Raw genomic sequence first — 20,103 nt, 5'->3', positions numbered from 1 at the left:
ATTACATTTAGTAGTTTTAAAATTCGAGTTTTTTAGCAGGAACTCCAAAAACTGTAGTGTTTTCTTTTACATTTCTAATAACAAGACTTGCTGCACCAACGGTTGCTCCTTTGCGAACTATTACATGAGGCAATACCGTGGCGCGGGTATTAAGTGTTGATTCTTCTTCAAGCACAACAAAACCGCCAGTAAATGAATAAGAACTCACATGAACCCATTTGCGAATTTTGGTATCATGCCCTAAACCAACATATCCTTGTATTGTAACAAAATCTTCAATTATGCAGTCATTACTGATATTGGCATACATAAACACCAGTAAACCGGTACCAACAACAGCATTTGTATTTAATTTTGTTGATGGATGAATTAAGTTGATAAACGAACCTCCTTTTGCCATTATTAATTCAGCGTAATATTTTTTCCATTTTACGGTTCCTAAAGCACAAACGAAAACATCATCCTCCTGAATTTTATAATCTTCTACAGAGGAAATGATTGCGGGATAATTTTCGAAACCGTCCAGTGCATCTGCCTTATCGTCCAAGAAGCCTTTTATAACATATTCAATATTAAAACCTGAGCATTGTGTGGCAAGATCATAAACCTCACGGCCAAATCCTCTTGCTCCTATTATGATTAAATTCTTCATTATTCTATGATTAAATTACAGGCTCCCCACGAATACCCTACACCAAAACCGGCCAATATAAAGTTGCTTGCATTTGCTAGTTTTTGTTGTTTTTGAGCTTCGTACAAAGCAATCGGAATAGTAGATGAAACCGTATTACCGCAATGTTCCATCGCAATAAAAAATTTATCTTCTGGGATTTTTATTTTTTTTCTCAAATGATTGAGCATGTACTTATTTGCCTGATGAAAAATAAATAAGTCGATATCCTCTTTTGCTAAGTTTGATTTTTCTAAAATTGCTTCAGTAAGTTTTGGAACAAATTCGCCGGTAAAATTGAAAATTTCGGTTCCGTTCATGAATAAATTTTTATCATTTCTCACGTTTCCAAATTCATCTTCAATATCTTCATTTTCATCCAAAACAGGAAAGCGCATACCACCTTGTTTTACTATCAGGTTTTCTGCCCCTTTTCCGTCTGTACCAAAAACAAAATTACCAATAGAACAAAAACCTATTTCGCTAGTGATTAATGTAGCTGCAGCAGCATCTCCAAAAATTGTTTTATTACTTTTATCTTTTGGATGAATAAATTTCGAATAGGTTTCTGAGGTGATTAGTAAAACATTTTTTGCCATTTCTCCTGCAATCAAACCTTTTGCCAAGCTTAAACCATATACAAAGCCGGAACATCCTAAATTAAAATCTAATGCTCCTATTGATGTATCCAGACCTAATTTATCCTGAATAATACAGGCTGTTGTAGGCAAAAAATAATCCGGACTTTGAGTACAAAACAATAAATAATCAATGGTAGATCTGTCTATGTTGTGTTCCTCAAATAACTTTTCGGCAGCTTTAACCGCCATATCAGATGAAAATTCATCCGAGGCACTTATATGTCGCGAATTAATCCCCGTTTTAGAGCTAATTTTTTCGATATCCCATTCAGGAAATTCCTGATGAATTAAATCATTAGATAAAATAGCTTCGGGTAAATAATAGGAAATGGCCTTTATATTCGCTTTCATTGTCAGAATTATATCGTTGATGTTCTTCCTCCGTCTAAAACTATATTTTGGCCCGTTATCCAGCTGCTTGCTTCAGACAATAAAAAAACAATAGGATTGGCCACCTGAACAGGATCTCCGTACCCCAATGGATATTTTTTTTCATCTTGCTGAATAACTTCTAAAGATAAATCTTCGATCGATTTTGAAGTTATTTCGGTTTTAACCATTCCTGGCGAAACACAATTTACACGTGTTTTACTAGCAGCAAATTCAGCAGCCCAGACTTTAGAAATGGCAATTAATGCGCCTTTGCTTGCTGCATAAATTCCGTTTCCTTTCATCCCGAACAATCCGGCGATGGAGGAAACCAAAACAATCGAACTTCCTTTATTTATTTTTTTCTTTTTGAATATCAAATTAATCAGATAAGCAATCGAGTCAAAATTGATGCTTCTCATTTCATTCATCAACTCTTCTGAATAAAATTTTACCGGTGCCAATGACACTATTCCGGCTGAATGAACGACACCGTCAATATTTTCGATTGAATCAACAATCGTTTTGATATCTTCTATTTTGGATAAATCTGCGGCTATAAAACTATTTTCACTTCCGCATTCTTCAATTAGCTTTTCGAGAAAATCCTGACGTCTTGCAATGGCAATAAAGGTCCCTCCTTGTCTGGCTATGGCCAAACAGGTTTCATATCCAATACCTGAAGATGCTCCGGTTACTACTATTTTTTTTCCTGATAAATCAAATGGGTTCATTATATCTCTTTTAATTCTTTTTTAGCATTAAAATACTCGTAAAACTTTAAAATTCTAAATTCTTCATCACCAAATATTGGCGAGCTGTCTTTAAAATTTACAAGATTCGTCTGAATATTTTCTACTATTTTTTTATCTTCATTTAAAACTAAATCCAAAGATTCGTTGGTACTATTATTAATAAAATCAATAATATTTTGTTCAGATTCGCTTAAATCTTTATCAAATTTGGGAGAGAAATAACGCACTCTTAAATTTGTTTTCGAAGGAGATTCAGGCAACATAAAACCAAAATAAAATCCTTTTCCTTCTACAGAACTTATAAAAGCATTAGGATAAATGTAAAAATGCAAATATCCTTGTGTTTTAAAGGTTCGGCTTGCCAGCGATTTTTCGATAATTTTATTTTGTTTGGCGCTTTCTCCTTTTGGGAACTCACACCAACTGTGCGCATCAAAAAAATCGAATTTTTCAGGAGCTATAGAGCCAAATCCCATTTTTGCAAATGAATTTTCATGTACCGAAGTACAATGATAACACTCCAAAACATTCTCAACCAGAAGTTTCCAGTTTACTTTATGCTCAATTGTATAATCGATTGTTTTGGATCCAAAATGTGTGCTAATTTCCTGTAACGGAACAAATATATTACCGAGATATTCTTCTAAATTTTTATCAAGTGTATCGTTTAATTTTATAAAAACAAAATCACCGCAATAATCCACTTCATATTCTTTAAGCCTCAATTCATTGATATTGTCTTTCTCGAATGAGTTACGGCACATCAAACCAATAACATTGCCTTTTTTTCCGTACGTCCAGTTATGATACAAACATGATGAAACTCTGTTTCCATAAGGTTCTTCATGTATTGTATTAAATCGGTGCAAACATACATTCTGAAAAGACTTTATTGTACCATTATAATTCTGAACAAATATTTTATTTCCAAAATACTCAAAAGTTACAAAATCATTATTGTTTACTAATTCGTTTTTATGCGCAACAAGTATCCAGGATTCCTCCAGAAACAAAGATTTTTCTTTTTGATAAACCGCTTCGTCTATGTAGTTTACGTTTTTTGTCATATTTCTATCAAATCTGAAATCACAACATTATCCAGCTTTATTTTTGCTGTTCCCCAGGATAACCCAACTCCAAAACCACAAATTATAAGATCTTTGTTGTTATTTGCCAAACTCTCTTTTAACTCGGTTACAATAGTGAGAGGAATTGTTGTAGAAGAGGTATTTCCAAACCCTTTTAATGAATAAGGAACTTTTTCTACAGGTAATTTTAATTTTTTAACAATCATTTTATTCATCATCAAATTGGCCTGATGAAATACAAAATGATCAATAGCATCTTTATCGATTTCAAATTTCTCGATAAGTTTATTTACTGTTTTAGGAGCCTGCGAAATTCCAAAACCAAAAACGTCCATTCCGTCAAGAACCAAATTGCAGGCATTGCGACTGATTCCTTCTTCGATATTGACTACTTTAAGAGAATCTTGATTTATTCTGTTTCTTGATCCTCCGTCTGGTACCATAATAGCTTTATAACCTGAACCGTCTGTACCTAAATCAAAAAGCAGATTATCGGCTTCTTCATCCAGCTCAAATGCTGTTGCACTACCTCCGTCACCAAAAAGCGGAATTGTACTTTTATCAGATTTCGAAAGCAATTTGCTGCTTGTATCCCCAGCCAAAAGCAATCCTTTTTTGATACCGGTTGCTTTCATCATACTGGCTATTATCGATATTCCGTAAACATAACCGGAGCATCCTAACGGCACATCAAAAGCAATACAATTAGTAGACAATCCTAATCTGTCCTGAAGTATTGCAGCAGAAACAGGTAAAATATAATCTGCAGTTTGCGAAACAAAAACTACTATTTCTATTTCCTCTTTTTGCCAGTTTAAGTCTTTTATTAATTTTTCAGCAGCTTCACAGCACAAATCAGAAGTACAAATTTCCTTAGTTACTATGCGTCGTTCTTCAACTCCGGTGGCATCAATGAATTTTTGAATTTCTTCTTGTGTTAGTATATCTAAATCAATGTTGCGTTCCGTATTTTTTGGAACGCAACAAGATATACCTTTTATCGCAATGTTATTTACTGAAAAAGTAGCCATTTGATTATGCTTTATTTTTAATTATTTCGAAGATATCATTTAACGAAGTCGAAGATTTAATATCATCTCCCGTTAATTTTACAGCGTATTCTTCATCAGCCATAGCAATTAATGACAAGGCTGTTAAGGAATCCCATTCTTCCAAATCTCTAAAAACAGTTTCTTGTTTAATTAATGCCGCATCTGTATCATCTAAAATATCTGCAAAATTTCGCAAAAAAGTGTTGATTTCCATAGTATTCTTAAATTTATTTTGAGTTTATTATTGTTACTACTTTTATAAAAAAGCCTCTTAAATTATTGTCATTCAAACAACTCAGCTGTTTGTAGTTTTTCTTATCATGTTATAATAATGACTTATGCCAAAAATTCAGGTTTCTTTTGCTATTTTTACCCCACAAATATAACAATAGTTTGCCCTTAAAGATAAATTAAAAACTACTAATCCATAATTTAATGATTCCTGTAACCAAAACTTTTTTACCTCCGCAAGAAGAATACAATCTTTTTGTAAAACGTGCATGGGATAAAGCTTGGCTTACAAATCGCGGTGAACTTACACTTGAACTAGAAGATAAACTAAAAAGCTTTCTTGGGGTTTCTAGTTTAATTATTACTAATAACGGTACAATCCCTATTCAGATTGCCTTAAAAATATTTGGTAAAGGAGGCGAAATCATTACAACGCCATTTTCGTATGTAGCCACTTCTGCAGCAATTGTGTGGGAAAACTGCACTCCTGTTTTTGTCGACATCAATCCGGATTATTTAACCATTGACGAAACTAAAATCGAAGCTGCTATTACTCCTAAAACGACCGCTATATTGGCGACACATGTTTTTGGAAATCCATGTCACGTAATCGAAATAGAGAAAATTGCAAAAAAGCATAATTTGAAAGTTATATATGATGCCGCACATTGTTTTGGCGTAAAATATAATAATCAATCCTTATTTAATTTTGGAGACGTAAGCACTTGTAGTTTTCATGCAACCAAATTATTTCACACCGGAGAAGGAGGTGCTATATTTTGCGATGATAAAGAACTTTTTCATCAATTGTATTACAGCCATAATTTTGGACATAACGGACCTCTTGAATTTCACGGATTAGGTATTAATGCCAAGATTTCTGAATTACAATCGGCGATGGGGCTGGCCGTATTTCCATACATGGATCACATTATTGAAGAAAGAAAAAAAGTAGTTGATTTTTACAATGAAAAACTGAATTTTGAAACTGTAAAATCTTTAAAAATAAGAGAAAACACAGCGTGGAATTACAGTTATTATCCTGTAATTTTTAATTCAGAAGCAACTTTATTAAAAGTTCAACAAGCTTTGGGAGCTGAAAATATATTACCGCGACGTTATTTCTATCCTTCATTAAATACTATAGAATATACAAAAGGAGACACAATGCCTTTTTCTGAATCCATCGCATCCCGAATATTATGCCTTCCGCTTTATGTTGGAATTTTAGTAGAAGATTTAGAAAAAATCGTTCAAATAATAAATACACAAACACTATAACAGCAAAATGTTATTATAAAATATTTTAAGTTATGAATCAAGACATAAACACCGAAATCCACAACGCCTACGAAGTCATTAAAGAAGGCGGAATCATACTTTACCCAACCGATACAGTGTGGGGAATTGGCTGTGATGCCACAAATCCTGAAGCTGTCGCCAAAATATACAAATTAAAACAGCGTGCCGAAACACAAAGTATGATTGTATTAATGAATGGCGAAAAAATGATGTACAATGTATTCAAAAACATTCCGGAAGTGGCCTGGCAAATTTTGGATGTATCTGAAAAACCAACTACTTTAATCCTGGACGAACCCAGAAATGTAGCCAAAAATATAATTGCAGCCGATAATTCACTAGGAATTCGTATTGTAAAAGAACCTTTTTGCTTTAAATTATTAGAAAGAATGAAAAAACCTTTGGTTTCGACTTCGGCTAATATTTCAGGACAACCCACTCCTATTGCTTTCAAAGATATTAATCCTGAAATCATCAAAGGAGTAGATTATGTAGTAAAACTAAATCAGGATAAAGTTGCCGGAAAACCTTCCACAATAATCAAACTCACGAATGATGCACAGGTGAAAGTGATACGTAAATAATTTTAGATTGCAGATTTTAGATTATTTAAAATCTGCAAAACTTCTTGTCCTCTTAAACACCTTTAAGACATTCAATCAGCCAATCGATATCTTCTTTGGCATTATAATGACTAAATGAAATTCGGAGATTGGGTAATTTTAAATCCGTCTCCGAAAGCATTTCTTTTAAAACGTGAGAAGGTTTTATACTTCCGGACTGGCACGCACTTCCTCTCGAAACCGCAATTCCTTTCATATCTAAACTAAACAAAAGCATCGAAGTTTTATCTGCAGAAAAAGGCAATATGATATTAATGATATTATAAAAGTCATCTTTTTTACCATTTATTCTAAAGCCTGGAAAATAAATTTCTAACTGATCAATCAGATACATTTTCAAATCTGTAATATATTTTCTTTCCTGATCTAAATTCTCATACGACAGAGTCAAAGCTTTTGCCATACCCGCAATTTGATGTACAGCTTCGGTTCCTGCGCGAAGTCCTTTTTCCTGTTCTCCGCCAAAAATAAGCGGCTGCAAACCTGAATTTTTTCGAACAAAAGCAAAACCAATTCCTTTTGGACCATGAAATTTATGTGCACTTGCAATAATAAAATCGACTGGCGTTTTCTGCAAATCAATCTCGGTTTTACCAACAGACTGTACAGTATCTGAATGAAACAAAGTATTGTATTGTTTACAGATTACCCCAACTCTGTCTAAATCCAGAATAGTTCCCGTTTCATTATTTACATGCATCAAACTCACAATAGTCTTTTTCTCTTCTGCCAATAAATTAGACAAATGAGTAAGATCTATACTTCCGTCAGGGTTTATTTTTACGTAATCAACCTGAACATTATATTCAGATTCTAAAACTAAAACAGTATGCAAAACGGCATGATGCTCAATTTTTGTAGTAATGATACGCTCGATTTTAAGATCTTCTACGGCTGAACGCAGTATCCAGTTATCAGCCTCAGTTCCGCCCGAAGTAAAAATAATTTCTTGTGCAGAACAGTTTAAATGTTTGGCAATACTTTTTCTGGAAAGCTCCAGAATAGTTTTTCCGTTTCTTCCAAAACTATGTGTAGAAGACGGATTACCAAAATCTTCAGTCATTACTTTGGTCATTTCCTGAATCACTTCAGGACGCATAGCGGTTGTAGAGGCGTTATCGAGGTATACTTTTTTCATTACCGCAAAGTTATGAAATATCAATTGTCTAATCTTAAATATCATTTGCCAAATTTTTCACTATTTTTGACGTCAAATAAAATTACGATGAAAAAATATGCAAGCCTTCTATTGTTCGCCCTAATACTAAACGGTTGTGATGATGGTGATTTAACAGTAGATACTATTGATTTTAGCGACGAGAGTATTACTTCTCAAACCTGCAACCCATTAACCAACACACTAATATACAGACTTAAACCCCAGGAATCTTTATTACTGCAATTGCCTGAGAATAAAATTATAAATGATCCGTCTGTTTACTCTTACGACATCGATAATAGTACATATCGTGTGGTATACAGAGCTTATGATGGTACTGTTGCCACTCCTAATATATGCGGTGCAATACCGCCAAAAACGCCAAACATTACCGAAGAATGGCTTGGAACAGCAGGAAAAATAGAAATTACTACCACTCAAAACACAGACTTAACTGCAACTGATGGAAGTACCAAAATTACAGGCTACAATCATACTATTGTTTTTAGAAATATCACCTTTGCTAAACCTACCGGAGACCAGGTCGAAGCTGAATATGTTTTTGGAAATTTCGCTACTACGTATACTTCACCAAGTACTACTTTTATCAATCCTGTACAGCAATGTACAAATACTTCAAAACAGGTTTACAATTTCAATGCATCATCTGCATTAACAATTGATAATATTGATCCTGCATTGATTGTTAATGAAAAAACAACAACACCAAGAAGAGGTCTTATAAATGCTAACGGTACAACGAACAAAGTTTTATTACGCAGTTATATTAATGGAACGCTAACTCAATCGTACTTTTGTAATACCACAATACCATCAACTCCTACGGTAAGCGAAACATGGATTGCCCAGGATGGAATTGAAGGAAAAAGCGGAATTATAGAAGTTACTACAACAAATGTGGGCACCAACGTTTTTACTCATACCATTGTTCTTAGAGATGTAACATTACAAAAAGATCATAGTACATTTAAGCTGCCTGCAAACTATACTTATGGTAACTTAGAAGTGGTGGTTCCATAACTAAAACCCTATTTCTATTCCTACAAAAAAAACATCCGTTTTTTAGTCTAATTCCACATGGAAATCAGACTAAAAAACGGATGTTTTTTTATGCTTTAAAACGAATAAAATTAAGCATAAAAAAGCCTCTTATTTATTGTTTTGTCTAAAATAAACTTCGGTGGCACCTAAGCCATATTTTTGATAATTGGCATCCTGAAAATCTATTCCGTCGTAACGGCCCAGTAAAAAATCAAGTTCAGCTTTTAAGATTCCTTCACCAACTCCATGAATAAAAACAATTTTAGGAATGCGGTTTCTAATTGCAAATTCGATATGTCTTTTTGCTGTTTCTGTCTGTAAAGTCAGGATGTCATAATTCGACATTCCGCGTTTATTGGGAACCAGCTTTTCGATGTGCAAATCAAATTCCGGTGCTGCAATTTCTCGTTTATCTTTCTTTTCTTTGACAAAACTCCTTGGTTTTGGCTCTTCTTTTTCTTTTGAAACCGTATCTAAATCAATTCTTTTGATAGAATTCATTAAATTACTGGATTCTTGTATTTTAAGTAACTCGTTGACAAAAAATGTCATCGTAAATCCATCTTCAGTTTCGATCAAAACCTCATTGTTTTTCACCGAAACTACTGTTCCGTTTATGGCTTCGTCTAAGACTGAAACCTTATCTCCTTTAGTCAACATCCTGCTCTTCTTTATCTTGATTTTTACTAGGTGTTTTTGCACTCAACTGCATCATTCCAAACATGAAAACTACAATTGCAATTACCGTTATATAAATATTTTTCTCTGCTGAAACCTGCTCGTATAACGCAACCGAAATGGCAAGAATCATTATTAAAATTTTAAAAGTTTTCATTTTTTAAGTATTAAGAATTCAAAAGTATGAAACTTTAAAACAGCACTTCACTACTTTGCAAAATGAATAAAATGTTTTTCTTCTAAAACCATATAAAATATCGTTGGTAAAACCAGAAGAATTAGTCTATCAAAAAACACTAAAAACCATCTTATTTCTGCAGTAATAAAAACGCTCTTTTCATCGTAACTTATTCTTACTTTTTATCAAATAAAATTTCATTCATTTTTCTAATGTACCTTCGTTTTTATTTTTAGGATTTAGTACTTTTTAACTTTTATAAAAATCAAAAGATCAGCTCAAAAAAATGATTTTTAAATTTCAAAAAAAATACTTTTCTAAGATTTATTTATTTTTTCTAAATCGAAATTCTGTTTCATTTATTTTTTTATCTGGTTCAGAATATCGTTCATCATCTCGATTTGCACTTTCTGAATTTCAATCAATTCTTGTTGCTGATGCATAATCATGTGATCTATTTTATCATGAATCATTCTAATTTCTAATTCTGATTTCAGGTTAATCATATAATCCTTTTTAGCACGGTTTCGGTCTTTTTCTTCCTGACGATTCTGGCTCATCATAATTACCGGAGCCTGCAAAGCGGCAATACAGGATAAAATCAAATTCAGTAAAATAAACGGATACGGATCAAAACCTTTATTGACCAAAATATAAACATTGGCACCAATCCAAACCACAATAAAAAGCAAAAACGAAAGAATAAAAGTCCAGCTTCCGCCAAAGTCAGCCACTTTATCGGCTATTTTTTGACCAAAACTTCTCGCCTCTTCCTCATCTTCTACAATATTAACGATCGACTTATCTTCTTTTAGAGAATTGATAACGCTTTTTTCAAGATCAGAAAGCGTTCCTATTTCTGTCGACAAATATCTCGAAATGTATTTTTGGCGGTACTCGTTTAATTCTTTTACCGCAATACAATCCTGATCGCTAAAAGAAGGAAAGTCTTCTATAATAAGCCCTAAAATGGGATCATGAATAGATTTTCCCCAAATTTTCTCATTTTCAGGGAAAGAAAGATTAGAAATAGCACTTTTAAAAGTCGGATTGTTTTTCATTTTTATAAATTTTACTGGCTAATTTACGCATTTAACTTCTTAAGAATCTTGTAAAAAAATCACCTTTATTTTTATTTTATTTATCACAAATACAATTCTCAAAACAAAATTTCTTTACCTAATTCGTGTTCTTATTTACAAAAAACGCACTACTTTTAACGTTTTAAATTATCCACTCAATTTTACAATTGTGACAAAAGACACTATCATACAAAATATCAAAGCTTTAAAAAGCCATTCTAATATAAATTACGGTATCAAAACCAAAACAGAAGATTTTACCGAGAAGCTTTTCTATACCCTTTTTGATTCTAATGCCGCTTTGGATGAAAGCATCAATGAACTTGAAATCAGATTTAAAGAAATTGCTGTTTTAGCCTGCAAAAAACCACAAAATTCATGTGAATCGATCTGGGATCGGTTTCTGGAAAAATTACCTGGTGTTTTGAAAAAACTAAATCAGGATGCTGAATACATTCTTGAAAACGATCCGGCATCCAACAGTATCGACGAAGTTTATTTAGGTTATCCCGGTTTTTATGCGATTGCGATTTATCGCTTAAGTCACGAATTATACCATTTAGATTTATTGCTATTTTCGAGACTAATGAGCGAATATGCACACCGAATTACAGGAACTGATATTCATGCCGGTGCTGATATCGCTTCTCCTTTTTTTATCGATCACGCCACCGGAATTGTTATTGGTGAAACGACCGTAATCAGGAAACACGTAAAAATTTATCAGGGTGTAACTCTTGGTGCTTTGAGCGTGAGCAAAGAAATGAAAAACGCCAAAAGACATCCAACCGTAGAAGCTAATGTTTGCATTTATGCGAATGCTACTATTTTGGGAGGCGAAACCACTATTGGAGAAAACAGTATCGTTGGAGGAAATGCCTGGGTAACCAAATCGATTCCTGAAGGTTCTATAGTAATCAATACTACTACAACTGAAGTTAAAATAAAAGAAAAAAAATAATGAACGCACAAAAATTGCTAAACCTGATTGGAAATACTCCTTTGATGGAAACTGTCAATTTGGTTAAAAATAAAAATGTAAAACTTTTACTGAAGCTGGAAGGAAATAATCCTGGCGGAAGCGTAAAAGACAGGGCAGCTTATAACATGATTGCAGCAGCTCTTGAAAGAGGCGAGATTAAAAAAGGCGATAAACTGATTGAAGCTACAAGCGGCAATACCGGAATTGCCCTGGCTATGATTGCACAATTGTTTCAAATCGAGATCGAATTGGTATTACCCGAAGACTCTACAAAAGAAAGAACTCAAACCATGCGTGCTTATGGCGCTACAGTGATTTTAACGCCTGCTAGCGAAGGAATTATTGGCTCAAGGGACTATGCCGATAAAAAAGTAGCAGAAGGCGGATATATCATGCTCAATCAGTTTGCGAATGATGATAACTGGAAAGCCCATTATAAAACCACTGGTCCTGAAATCTGGAATGATACTGACGGTACGGTAACTCATTTTGTTTCGGCAATGGGGACTACGGGAACTATCATTGGAACTTCGACTTATTTAAAAGAAAAAAATCCGGCAGTTCAGATCATTGGAGCACAGCCAAGCGACGGATCTCAGATTCCGGGAATCCGTAAATGGCCTCAGGAATATTTGCCTAAAATATTCGACGCTTCAAAAGTAGATACTGTTGTAGACGTAAGAGAAGAAGAAGCCAGAGCAATGACCAAACGTTTAGCACTCGAAGAAGGTGTTTTTGCTGGAATGAGCAGCGGAGGTTCTGTTGCCGTTGCCCTAAAAATAGCTGAAACATTAGAATCAGGAGTAATTGTTGCGGTGATCTGCGATCGCGGTGATCGTTATTTGTCTTCGGATTTATTTGATTGAGAAAGATACTAAGATTCTGAGTTGCTAAGATTCTAAGTTTTTCAACTTTGAATTAAAACCTTAGCAACTCAGAATCTTAGTAACTTAGCATCTTTTAAAAAAAACTTAGCAACTCAGAACCTTAGCAACTTAGCACCTTAAAAGAAATGAACTACAGAAAACTAGGAAAAACAAACTTTACTATATCCGAAATCTCACTTGGCACCTGGCAAGTAGGAGGAAAATGGGGATCAGGATTTAATGATAAAACTGCCGACGAACTTATAAATACAGCAATAGACAACGGTGTGAATTTTATTGATACTGCCGATGTCTATGAAAACGGATTAAGCGAAACTGCCGTAGGACGGGTAGTTCGTTCGAGATCTGAGCGTATTTATGTGGCTACAAAATGCGGACGCCATATAAATCCTCATGTGAGTGAAGGTTATCAACCAAAAGTACTTCAAAAATATATTGAAGACAGTTTGAAAAGAATGGGATTAGAAACTTTGGATTTAATTCAGTTGCATTGTCCTCCAACAGAAGTTTTTTACCGACCTGAAATTTTTGAAATGTTCGATCGACTGAAAGAACAAGGGAAAATTTTAAATCTTGGCGTAAGCGTTGAAAAAGTCGAAGAAGCTTTAAAAGCAATCGAATATTCAAATGTGACAACAGTTCAGATTATTTTTAATTTGTTTCGTCAGCGACCTTCAGAATTATTTTTCTCTGAAGCCAGAAAAAAAGATATCGGAATCATTGCAAGAGTTCCTTTAGCAAGTGGACTCTTAACAGGTAAATTTGATGCCAAAACTACTTTTGATACTCAGGATCACCGTAACTTTAATCGTAACGGAGATGCTTTTGATAAAGGCGAAACTTTTTCAGGCATTGATTATGATTTAGGATTACAAGCTGTTGAAAAACTAAAAGCATTATTTCCAGAACAAACCAACCTTGCGCCTATCGCCTTGCAATGGATTTTGAGTTTTGACGATATTAGCTGTATAATTCCAGGTGCCTCAAAAGAAAGTCACGTACTTTCTAATTTATCAATTTATGATTTACCGAAATTATCTTCGGAGAAAATCGCGGCAATGAATGACATTTACGAAGAATATATAAAACCTTCTGTGCATCAGTTATGGTAGTATTTTGGTTTCTATGATACTAAGGCGCGCTAAGATTCTAAGTTTTTTTGAATCTAGCGCCTTTTTTTAGTTTAAAAAAAGACTGCCAATTTCAATTTACATTCATAACTCACAACTCATAACTCTTAACTCAAAACTTCTCAAGCTTCAAATTCAATTCTAAACTCGGCACCTTTATTCCTGCCTTCGCTTGTTGCGTTTAATGTTCCTTTATTTTTTTCGATGATTTTTTTGCAGAGATATAATCCAATTCCGGTCGAAGATTCGTTTGCAGTTCCTAATCGGCTCATTTTGGTGAATTTTTTGAACAATTCATCAATTTGATTTTTATCAAAACCAATTCCTTTATCTACAACCGTAATAATTAGTTTTGAGTTTTCGCTGTAGATTCTAACTTTAACTTCACTGTCGAAATAGGAGAATTTAATAGCGTTACTAATTAAATTGACTAAAACCTGAACAAGCAAACCTTCATCTAATCTGAGTTTAGCTTCAGTAATTTCTAAATTTATATTCAGCTTTATATTTTTATCCAGCAAGCGCTGCTCTACCTGTTCATTAATAAAAGGTAAAATACCGGATAGTACAATTGTTTTACTTTCCTGGGCCCATTTTACAACACGATCCTGCTCCTGCAATAATTTTATAAAATTTTCGATGTATCGAAATTGCAAATTAGTTGATTCACGAATTAATTCTGCTAATTGACGCACAGAATCAGAAGGATTTTCGCTTATTATTAAATTTGCCAAACCTTGCGGATTTCCTGCAAAATTTTTCAAATCATGCGAAAGCATATAAATCAAATCCTGTTTTTCATTGATAAAACTTTCGGCTTCATAAATAGATTCCTGAATATTGGCCAGTAAAAGACCCGCTTCATCTGTATATTCAGTTGGTAAAATAGATAATTTTCTATTATTCCTGTAATCGTCTAACGATTTTGAAGCAATTGAGATAGGTCTAATCAACTGATTTAAAACCAAAAGTGTCACTAATGTAGCCAGCAAGGTCATAATTAAGGAGAAAACCAAAATAGAAGTAGCCGAAACACTATGATTATAATAAAGTACAAAAAACAAAATCCCGATCAACGGAATATGAATTCCTACAAAAGCAACAAATAAAAATTTGAAAGCATAACTTTTTTTCAAAAAGCCAATTTGTGAAAGATTATGATACAACTTCATAAAAATATAACAATCAATAGTTTAAAAATAGCAGATTTGGGCAAATTGCTAAAAACAAAGTTAACTTTTAATGTCAATTAAAATAGAATTTTAAACAATTTGATAAAATATTTGAAAATTTAAATTTGAAAAAGTTTACAATCCCTTATTTTTGCGCTATGGGAAGAAAAAATACAGACAAAGTTGTCTTTCATCAAATTCAGGTTCTTGATGCCGGAGCAAAAGGAGTATCAGTAGCAAAGGCTCCTGACGGAAAAGTAATCTTTATACCGAACGTGGTTCCGGGTGATGTTGTTGACGTTCAAACTTTCAAAAAAAGAAAAGCCTATTACGAAGGCAAAGCCGTAAAATTTCATGAATTATCAGAACATCGCATTGAACCTATTTGCGATCATTTTGGTGTTTGTGGAGGTTGTAAATGGCAAAATATGAAATACAGCCAACAGTTGTATTACAAACAAAACGAAGTAAAAAATCATTTGCAGCGTATAGGAAAAGTAGAACTTCCTGAGTTCGAAAATATTCTGGGGTCTGAAAAACAGTTTTTTTACAGAAATAAAATGGAATTTTCGTTTTCGAACAGCCGTTGGTTAACCGAAAAAGAAATTGAAAGCACTGAAGATCTGGGAAACAGAAATGCATTAGGTTTTCATATCCCGAAAATGTGGGATAAAATTCTTGATATTCAAAAATGTTATTTACAGGAAGACCCTTCTAATGCCATTAGAAACGAAATTAGGGATTTTGCTAACGAACATAATTTAGCATTTTTTAATCCAAGGGAACAATCCGGATTATTGAGAACTTTTATGATTCGTACAGCTTCGACCGGTGAAATCATGGTTTTGATTCAGTTTTACGAAAATGACAAAGCAAACCGCGAATTACTTTTAGATCATCTTTACGAAAAGTTCCCGCAAATTACTTCGTTACAATATGTTGTAAATTCAAAACAAAACGACACTATTTACGATCAGAATATCAAACTATATAAAGGCAGGGATTATATTCTGGAAGAAATGGAAGGTTTAAAATTCAGCATTAATGCTAAATCTTTTTACCAGACCAACTCTGACCAGGCGTATGAATTGTACAAAGTAACAAGAGATTTTGCAGGACTTTCTGGTGATGAAACCGTTTACGATTTATATACCGGAACCGGAACGATTGCGCAATTTGTTTCTAAAAAAGCAAAAAAAGTAATTGGTGTAGAAAGTGTTCCTGAAGCTATTATTGATGCTAAAGCCAATGCAGAACGCAATAATATAACGAATTGTGAGTTTTTTGTAGGGGATATGAAAGTGGTCTTTAATGAAGTCTTCATTGCCCAACACGGAAAACCGGATGTAATTATTACAGATCCGCCAAGAGATGGTATGCATAAAGACGTTATAGACCAGATCCTGAAAATTGCTCCTAAAAAAGTAGTATATGTAAGTTGTAATTCGGCAACACAAGCACGTGATTTAGCTTTAATGGATGAAAAATACAAAGTTACCCGTGTTAGACCAGTTGATATGTTTCCGCAAACACATCATGTCGAAAATGTTGTACTTTTAGAACTTCGCTAACAAAATATAAATGAAAAAAATAATCTCTCTTTTATTGGTCTTTACGTTTGGTTTATCAAGCTGTGAGAAAGATGATATTTGTGATGCAAATACGCCCACCACTCCCCGATTAGTAATTTCATTTTACGACATTAATGATTCGTCAAAACCTAGAAATGTAAATAACTTAATGGTTATTGGAGAAGGAAAAACAGAAGGAATTATTTTTAATAAAAGTGTAACAGATACAACTAAATATGTAACAAACGCAAATGTTGTATCTGTTCCTTTGCGAACAGATACAATATCAACAACATATAAATTTGTCTACAACTCATTAAGTCCAAATGCTGCTGCCATAAATACCGATGTTATAAAAATTGATTATACACATCAAAATGTATATGTATCGAGAGCATGCGGTTTTAAAACTACTTTTACACTCGCTCCCGTAAATCCTTTTGTAAGAACTGATCCGGATGGTGATGGTAATTGGATGCAAGAAATTTTTGTAAAAACCCGTAACATTGAATCTGAAAATGAAACACACCTTGAAGTATATTTTTAGTTCTTTCTTATTGTTTTCAATGTTTTTGGGGCATACTCAGGAAACAGCTACTAAAACAGTAACAAAAGAAAAGCCCAAAACCGAGACTGCAAAACCTGATCTTCAGGAAGTAAAAAAAGACAGCATCAAAACAGATCGCTACGGTCTTCGTGTAGGTGTCGATTTGTACAAACTGACCCGTGGCCTTTATGACAAAGATTATAAAGGAATTGAGGTTGTGGGTGATTTTCGTTTAACGAAAAAATACTACATCGCAGCTGAACTTGGTTTCGAAGACAAAACAACAGATGATGACAGATTGAACTCAACTGCTACAGGAACGTACATAAAAGGTGGTTTTGACTACAACTTGTATCAAAACTGGCTCGACATGGAAAACTTAATTACAATAGGTTTACGAGGTGGTTTTAGTACTTTTAGCCAGCAATTAAACAGTTATAAAATATACAATGCAAATCCGTATTGGGGAGAACAGCCCGCAATTCCCGAAGGTCAAAAATACACCGGACTAACAGCAGGATGGCTGGAAGTTGCGCTAGGATTAAAAGCAAAAGTTTTTAATAATGTATTTGTTGGATTTGGTGTTCAGCTAAAGATGCTGGTAGCCAATTCAAAGCCATCAGGGTTTGATAATTTATATATACCGGGTTTTAACAGAACTTACGACGGAAGTTTTGGAGTAGGTTTTAATTACACCGTATCCTACTTTATTCCGCTTTACAAGAAAAAAACTATTATTCCGCAAATTATAGAAACTCCTAAAAATTAGTTTTAGCTTAATGAACAAAATCTTTATTCTTTTTGCCATTAGCCAAATCGCTTTTGCTCAAAAAACTATTGTTAAGACTTCGTTGCATTTCTCTGGAAAAATAGACAAGTATCCGGTAGAAATGACTATTGAATTCGTTAAGGGACAAGATTCTGTTTCAGGAAGCTATTATTACGGAAAAAACAGACAAAATATGCCTATTTTTACAAAAGGCGTTTTTAAAGCAGGTGAAATAAAACTTGACGAAACAACCTATATCGCAACAAAAAAGGGAAACGTGCCCACAAAAACAGGCTCCTTTTTATTACAATTAGACAGTGAGTATAAATTAAGCGGGATATGGCAAAACGCAAAAAAAGATAAAAAATTCGATGCTACTCTTTCTTGCCTGGAAGACTTAACTTCATTTAATCCAAAAAAATACAGTTATACATTAAACCAATACAAAGGTAAAGCTGAAAACACAACTGGTAAACTGGATGATAATTTCCTAATTAACAAATTGGATATTTATAATTCTAAAAAAGAAAAAATACAAACAATTTCCGGTTTTAATAATGTGATTTACGAAAAAGACGGAACAGTAGAATTAGAAGATCTAAATTTTGATGGACTTCTGGACATTAAAATCCCCATTTATTTCCCGGATAGAACTAAATATGATGGTGGCTACCTATACTTTGTTTATGATAAAACTAAAAAACAGTTTATTAGAAATACAAAACTTGAAGCTTTAGAGTATTTGAATTTCGACCAAAAAAACAAAGAATTTGTAAAATATGAAGCTGACGGAAGCGGAAACGAAACCGATTATTATTACAAATGGTCGAATAACAATTTTTATTTGATTCGCAAAGTGGAAAGTTTTGAAGACAATAACAAAACAACTTATACTGAGTATGAAATAAAAAATAATAAATCAGTAAAAATCAAAGAATATCAAAAATAAAAAAAGCCATGAATTTTAAATTAATTAAGTTCATGGCTTTTTCTATTATATAAAAACTCTTTAAGACAACTGAAAATCAACAGCTGCTTTTGAATGTATCAAAGCAGTATCAAAAATGGGCACCGAAAGATCTCCTGATTTTATCACCAACGGAATTTCGGTACAACCTAAAATAATTCCTTCAGCTCCTTCTTTTATCAATTGATTGGCAATTTCTAAATATCGTTTCTTAGTTTCATCAGTCACAAGACCTTTTCCTAATTCTTCAAAAATGGTAGTGTGAATAAAATCTTTGTCCTCGTCATTTTGCGGAATAATAGCTTCAATTCCCTTAGCAAGAAGTTTATCCTTAAAAAAGTCAAGTTCCATTGTGAACTTAGTTCCTAATAAACCAACCTTTTTCAATCCTTGCTTTTCAATCTCTAACGACGTTGCTGTCGCAATATGAATAATCGGGACATCTATGGCCGCTTCGAGTCTGTCAGCAATAAAATGCATCGTATTTGCGCACAACACAATTGCTTCTGCTCCGCCTTGTTCAAGAAACTTACAGCCTTTTAAGAGCATAGTAAAAGTCGAATCCCAATCGTTATTTTCGTTATTCTTTTTTATATCGGCATAATTAAAAGAGTAAATCAAACATTCTGAGAAGTTAAGACCTCCAAGTTTTTCATTTATTCCTTCATTTATAAGCTTGTAATAATCAGCCGTAGAAACCCAGCTAATGCCGCCTATAAGTCCAATTTTCCTCATAAATAACTATTTTAAATATTCTATAATTATTTTTAACGCAGAGAACAATCCCGATAGCTATCGGGATTCGCAGAGTTCATTAAGATCCCGGCTGTGTTTACACAATCTAAGGCTGCAAAGCTTTGTGAACTTAGTGTTTTTTACTAAACTAGCATTATTTAAAAAAACTTTGCGTTTATCCTATTTCTCTGATTCCTTTTATAAAAATCCATTTCATGTACAGTTTTTCACCATCTTTAGTTTTTACTGCCTGAAATTTAGGCGAAATCAAAGTAGCCACGATAAAAGCAGTCAAAGGAATCCAAAGTCCCGTTAATCCTGTATACATTGCTACTAAATATCTTCCTGCAATAAATAAAATTGCAAAACATCCTAATTGGTATAAAAAAGCTCTTACTTGTAGTTTTGACATTTTTTTTTAAAGTTGCTAAGGTTCTGAGAGGCTAAGATTGT

23 protein-coding genes are annotated in these 20,103 nt (G+C 33.5%); 10 read left to right on the top strand and 13 right to left on the bottom strand.

Annotation, left to right across the window (positions count from 1 at the left end; all coding sequences use genetic code 11):
* Nucleotides 1-16: 16 nt before the first annotated feature.
* The 6 genes from B0M43_RS12335 to B0M43_RS12310 are packed head-to-tail and all read right to left on the bottom strand — an operon-like array spanning nucleotide 17 to nucleotide 4,789.
* Nucleotides 17-652, bottom strand: a complete 636-nt coding sequence (locus tag B0M43_RS12335; RefSeq protein ID WP_078008132.1) for a sialic acid O-acetyltransferase — start codon at nucleotides 650-652, stop codon at nucleotides 17-19.
* Nucleotides 652-1,662: a ketoacyl-ACP synthase III gene (locus tag B0M43_RS12330; protein ID WP_078008133.1), complete on the bottom strand. Its 1,011-nt coding sequence runs from the start codon at nucleotides 1,660-1,662 to the stop codon at nucleotides 652-654. Before B0M43_RS12330 ends, B0M43_RS12335 begins: the two co-directional genes overlap by 1 nt.
* Nucleotides 1,663-1,670: 8 nt before the next feature.
* Nucleotides 1,671-2,414, bottom strand: a complete 744-nt coding sequence (locus B0M43_RS12325; RefSeq protein WP_078008134.1) for an SDR family NAD(P)-dependent oxidoreductase — start codon at nucleotides 2,412-2,414, stop codon at nucleotides 1,671-1,673.
* Nucleotides 2,414-3,502: an aromatic ring-hydroxylating dioxygenase subunit alpha gene (locus B0M43_RS12320; RefSeq protein WP_078008135.1), complete on the bottom strand. Its 1,089-nt coding sequence runs from the start codon at nucleotides 3,500-3,502 to the stop codon at nucleotides 2,414-2,416. The genes B0M43_RS12325 and B0M43_RS12320 overlap by 1 nt, the downstream gene beginning before the upstream one ends.
* Complete coding sequence (locus tag B0M43_RS12315) at nucleotides 3,499-4,554, bottom strand: ketoacyl-ACP synthase III (protein WP_078008136.1); 1,056 nt, start codon at nucleotides 4,552-4,554, stop codon at nucleotides 3,499-3,501. The genes B0M43_RS12320 and B0M43_RS12315 overlap by 4 nt, the downstream gene beginning before the upstream one ends.
* Nucleotides 4,555-4,558: 4 nt before the next feature.
* The gene (locus B0M43_RS12310; protein WP_078008137.1) at nucleotides 4,559-4,789 is read right to left on the bottom strand and encodes a phosphopantetheine-binding protein; all 231 of its coding nucleotides are present in this window, start codon (nucleotides 4,787-4,789) and stop codon (nucleotides 4,559-4,561) included.
* A 221-nt stretch (nucleotides 4,790-5,010) separates the two neighbouring features.
* On the opposite strand from B0M43_RS12310, the gene B0M43_RS12305 reads away from it, so the two are divergent.
* Both B0M43_RS12305 and B0M43_RS12300 read left to right on the top strand, forming a co-directional pair.
* The gene (locus tag B0M43_RS12305; protein ID WP_078008138.1) at nucleotides 5,011-6,087 is read left to right on the top strand and encodes a DegT/DnrJ/EryC1/StrS aminotransferase family protein; all 1,077 of its coding nucleotides are present in this window, start codon (nucleotides 5,011-5,013) and stop codon (nucleotides 6,085-6,087) included.
* A 32-nt stretch (nucleotides 6,088-6,119) separates the two neighbouring features.
* Nucleotides 6,120-6,692, top strand: coding sequence for an L-threonylcarbamoyladenylate synthase (locus B0M43_RS12300; protein ID WP_065447886.1), 573 nt, complete (start codon nucleotides 6,120-6,122; stop codon nucleotides 6,690-6,692).
* 52 nt (nucleotides 6,693-6,744) lie between these two features.
* Here the strand turns inward: B0M43_RS12300 and B0M43_RS12295 are convergent, their stop codons facing one another.
* Nucleotides 6,745-7,869, bottom strand: a complete 1,125-nt coding sequence (locus B0M43_RS12295) for a cysteine desulfurase family protein (protein ID WP_078008139.1) — start codon at nucleotides 7,867-7,869, stop codon at nucleotides 6,745-6,747.
* Between the two features lie 87 nt (nucleotides 7,870-7,956).
* Here B0M43_RS12295 and B0M43_RS12290 point away from each other — a divergent pair, with 87 nt between their 5' ends.
* Nucleotides 7,957-8,931: a hypothetical protein gene (locus B0M43_RS12290; protein ID WP_078008140.1), complete on the top strand. Its 975-nt coding sequence runs from the start codon at nucleotides 7,957-7,959 to the stop codon at nucleotides 8,929-8,931.
* Nucleotides 8,932-9,060: 129 nt separating this feature from the next.
* Here B0M43_RS12290 and B0M43_RS12285 read toward each other — a convergent pair whose 3' ends face one another.
* From B0M43_RS12285 to B0M43_RS12275, 3 genes are all read right to left on the bottom strand, one after another.
* Nucleotides 9,061-9,612, bottom strand: a complete 552-nt coding sequence (locus B0M43_RS12285; RefSeq protein ID WP_078008141.1) for a Smr/MutS family protein — start codon at nucleotides 9,610-9,612, stop codon at nucleotides 9,061-9,063.
* The gene (locus B0M43_RS12280) at nucleotides 9,602-9,787 is read right to left on the bottom strand and encodes a hypothetical protein (RefSeq protein WP_065447882.1); all 186 of its coding nucleotides are present in this window, start codon (nucleotides 9,785-9,787) and stop codon (nucleotides 9,602-9,604) included. Before B0M43_RS12280 ends, B0M43_RS12285 begins: the two co-directional genes overlap by 11 nt.
* 380 nt (nucleotides 9,788-10,167) lie before the next feature.
* Nucleotides 10,168-10,869, bottom strand: a complete 702-nt coding sequence (locus B0M43_RS12275) for a DUF1003 domain-containing protein (protein WP_078008142.1) — start codon at nucleotides 10,867-10,869, stop codon at nucleotides 10,168-10,170.
* A gap of 190 nt (nucleotides 10,870-11,059) precedes the next feature.
* On the opposite strand from B0M43_RS12275, the gene epsC reads away from it, so the two are divergent.
* From epsC to B0M43_RS12260, 3 genes are all read left to right on the top strand, one after another.
* Nucleotides 11,060-11,851 carry a serine O-acetyltransferase EpsC gene (epsC, locus tag B0M43_RS12270; protein WP_065447880.1) on the top strand — a complete coding sequence of 264 codons (792 nt, stop codon included), beginning with the start codon at nucleotides 11,060-11,062 and terminating at the stop codon, nucleotides 11,849-11,851.
* Nucleotides 11,851-12,738, top strand: coding sequence for a cysteine synthase CysM (gene cysM, locus B0M43_RS12265; RefSeq protein WP_078008143.1), 888 nt, complete (start codon nucleotides 11,851-11,853; stop codon nucleotides 12,736-12,738). Before epsC ends, cysM begins: the two co-directional genes overlap by 1 nt.
* Nucleotides 12,739-12,884: 146 nt before the next feature.
* A complete protein-coding gene (locus B0M43_RS12260; RefSeq protein ID WP_078008144.1) occupies nucleotides 12,885-13,871 on the top strand; it encodes an aldo/keto reductase in 987 nt (328 codons plus the stop codon).
* A 140-nt stretch (nucleotides 13,872-14,011) separates the two neighbouring features.
* Here the strand turns inward: B0M43_RS12260 and B0M43_RS12255 are convergent, their stop codons facing one another.
* Entirely contained in the window at nucleotides 14,012-15,025 is a 1,014-nt protein-coding gene (locus B0M43_RS12255) for a sensor histidine kinase KdpD (RefSeq protein ID WP_246860227.1), read from the bottom strand.
* Nucleotides 15,026-15,219: 194 nt separating this feature from the next.
* Here B0M43_RS12255 and rlmD point away from each other — a divergent pair, with 194 nt between their 5' ends.
* Genes rlmD through B0M43_RS12235 form a run of 4 tightly spaced genes read left to right on the top strand, consistent with a single transcriptional unit; the run spans nucleotide 15,220 to nucleotide 18,897 of the window.
* Entirely contained in the window at nucleotides 15,220-16,632 is a 1,413-nt protein-coding gene (gene rlmD / locus B0M43_RS12250; protein WP_078008146.1) for a 23S rRNA (uracil(1939)-C(5))-methyltransferase RlmD, read from the top strand.
* Between the two features lie 10 nt (nucleotides 16,633-16,642).
* On the top strand, nucleotides 16,643-17,179 hold the full coding sequence (locus B0M43_RS12245) for a DUF6452 family protein (RefSeq protein WP_065447875.1): 537 nt from the start codon (nucleotides 16,643-16,645) through the stop codon (nucleotides 17,177-17,179).
* Complete coding sequence (locus B0M43_RS12240) at nucleotides 17,151-17,948, top strand: DUF6048 family protein (protein WP_065447874.1); 798 nt, start codon at nucleotides 17,151-17,153, stop codon at nucleotides 17,946-17,948. The genes B0M43_RS12245 and B0M43_RS12240 overlap by 29 nt, the downstream gene beginning before the upstream one ends.
* Before the next feature lie 10 nt (nucleotides 17,949-17,958).
* Complete coding sequence (locus B0M43_RS12235) at nucleotides 17,959-18,897, top strand: hypothetical protein (RefSeq protein ID WP_078008147.1); 939 nt, start codon at nucleotides 17,959-17,961, stop codon at nucleotides 18,895-18,897.
* Between the two features lie 60 nt (nucleotides 18,898-18,957).
* Here B0M43_RS12235 and B0M43_RS12230 read toward each other — a convergent pair whose 3' ends face one another.
* The gene (locus B0M43_RS12230; RefSeq protein ID WP_078008148.1) at nucleotides 18,958-19,650 is read right to left on the bottom strand and encodes an aspartate/glutamate racemase family protein; all 693 of its coding nucleotides are present in this window, start codon (nucleotides 19,648-19,650) and stop codon (nucleotides 18,958-18,960) included.
* Nucleotides 19,651-19,825: 175 nt separating this feature from the next.
* Complete coding sequence (locus B0M43_RS12225; protein WP_065447871.1) at nucleotides 19,826-20,062, bottom strand: hypothetical protein; 237 nt, start codon at nucleotides 20,060-20,062, stop codon at nucleotides 19,826-19,828.
* Between the last annotated feature and the right edge of the window lie 41 nt (nucleotides 20,063-20,103).

The sequence above is a fragment of the Flavobacterium sp. KBS0721 genome (genome assembly GCF_002007065.3).
In the GTDB taxonomy this organism is placed as follows: domain Bacteria; phylum Bacteroidota; class Bacteroidia; order Flavobacteriales; family Flavobacteriaceae; genus Flavobacterium; species Flavobacterium piscis.
Note: the sequence above shows the minus strand (reverse complement) of the source record. Positions and strands in the feature narration are given on the sequence as shown.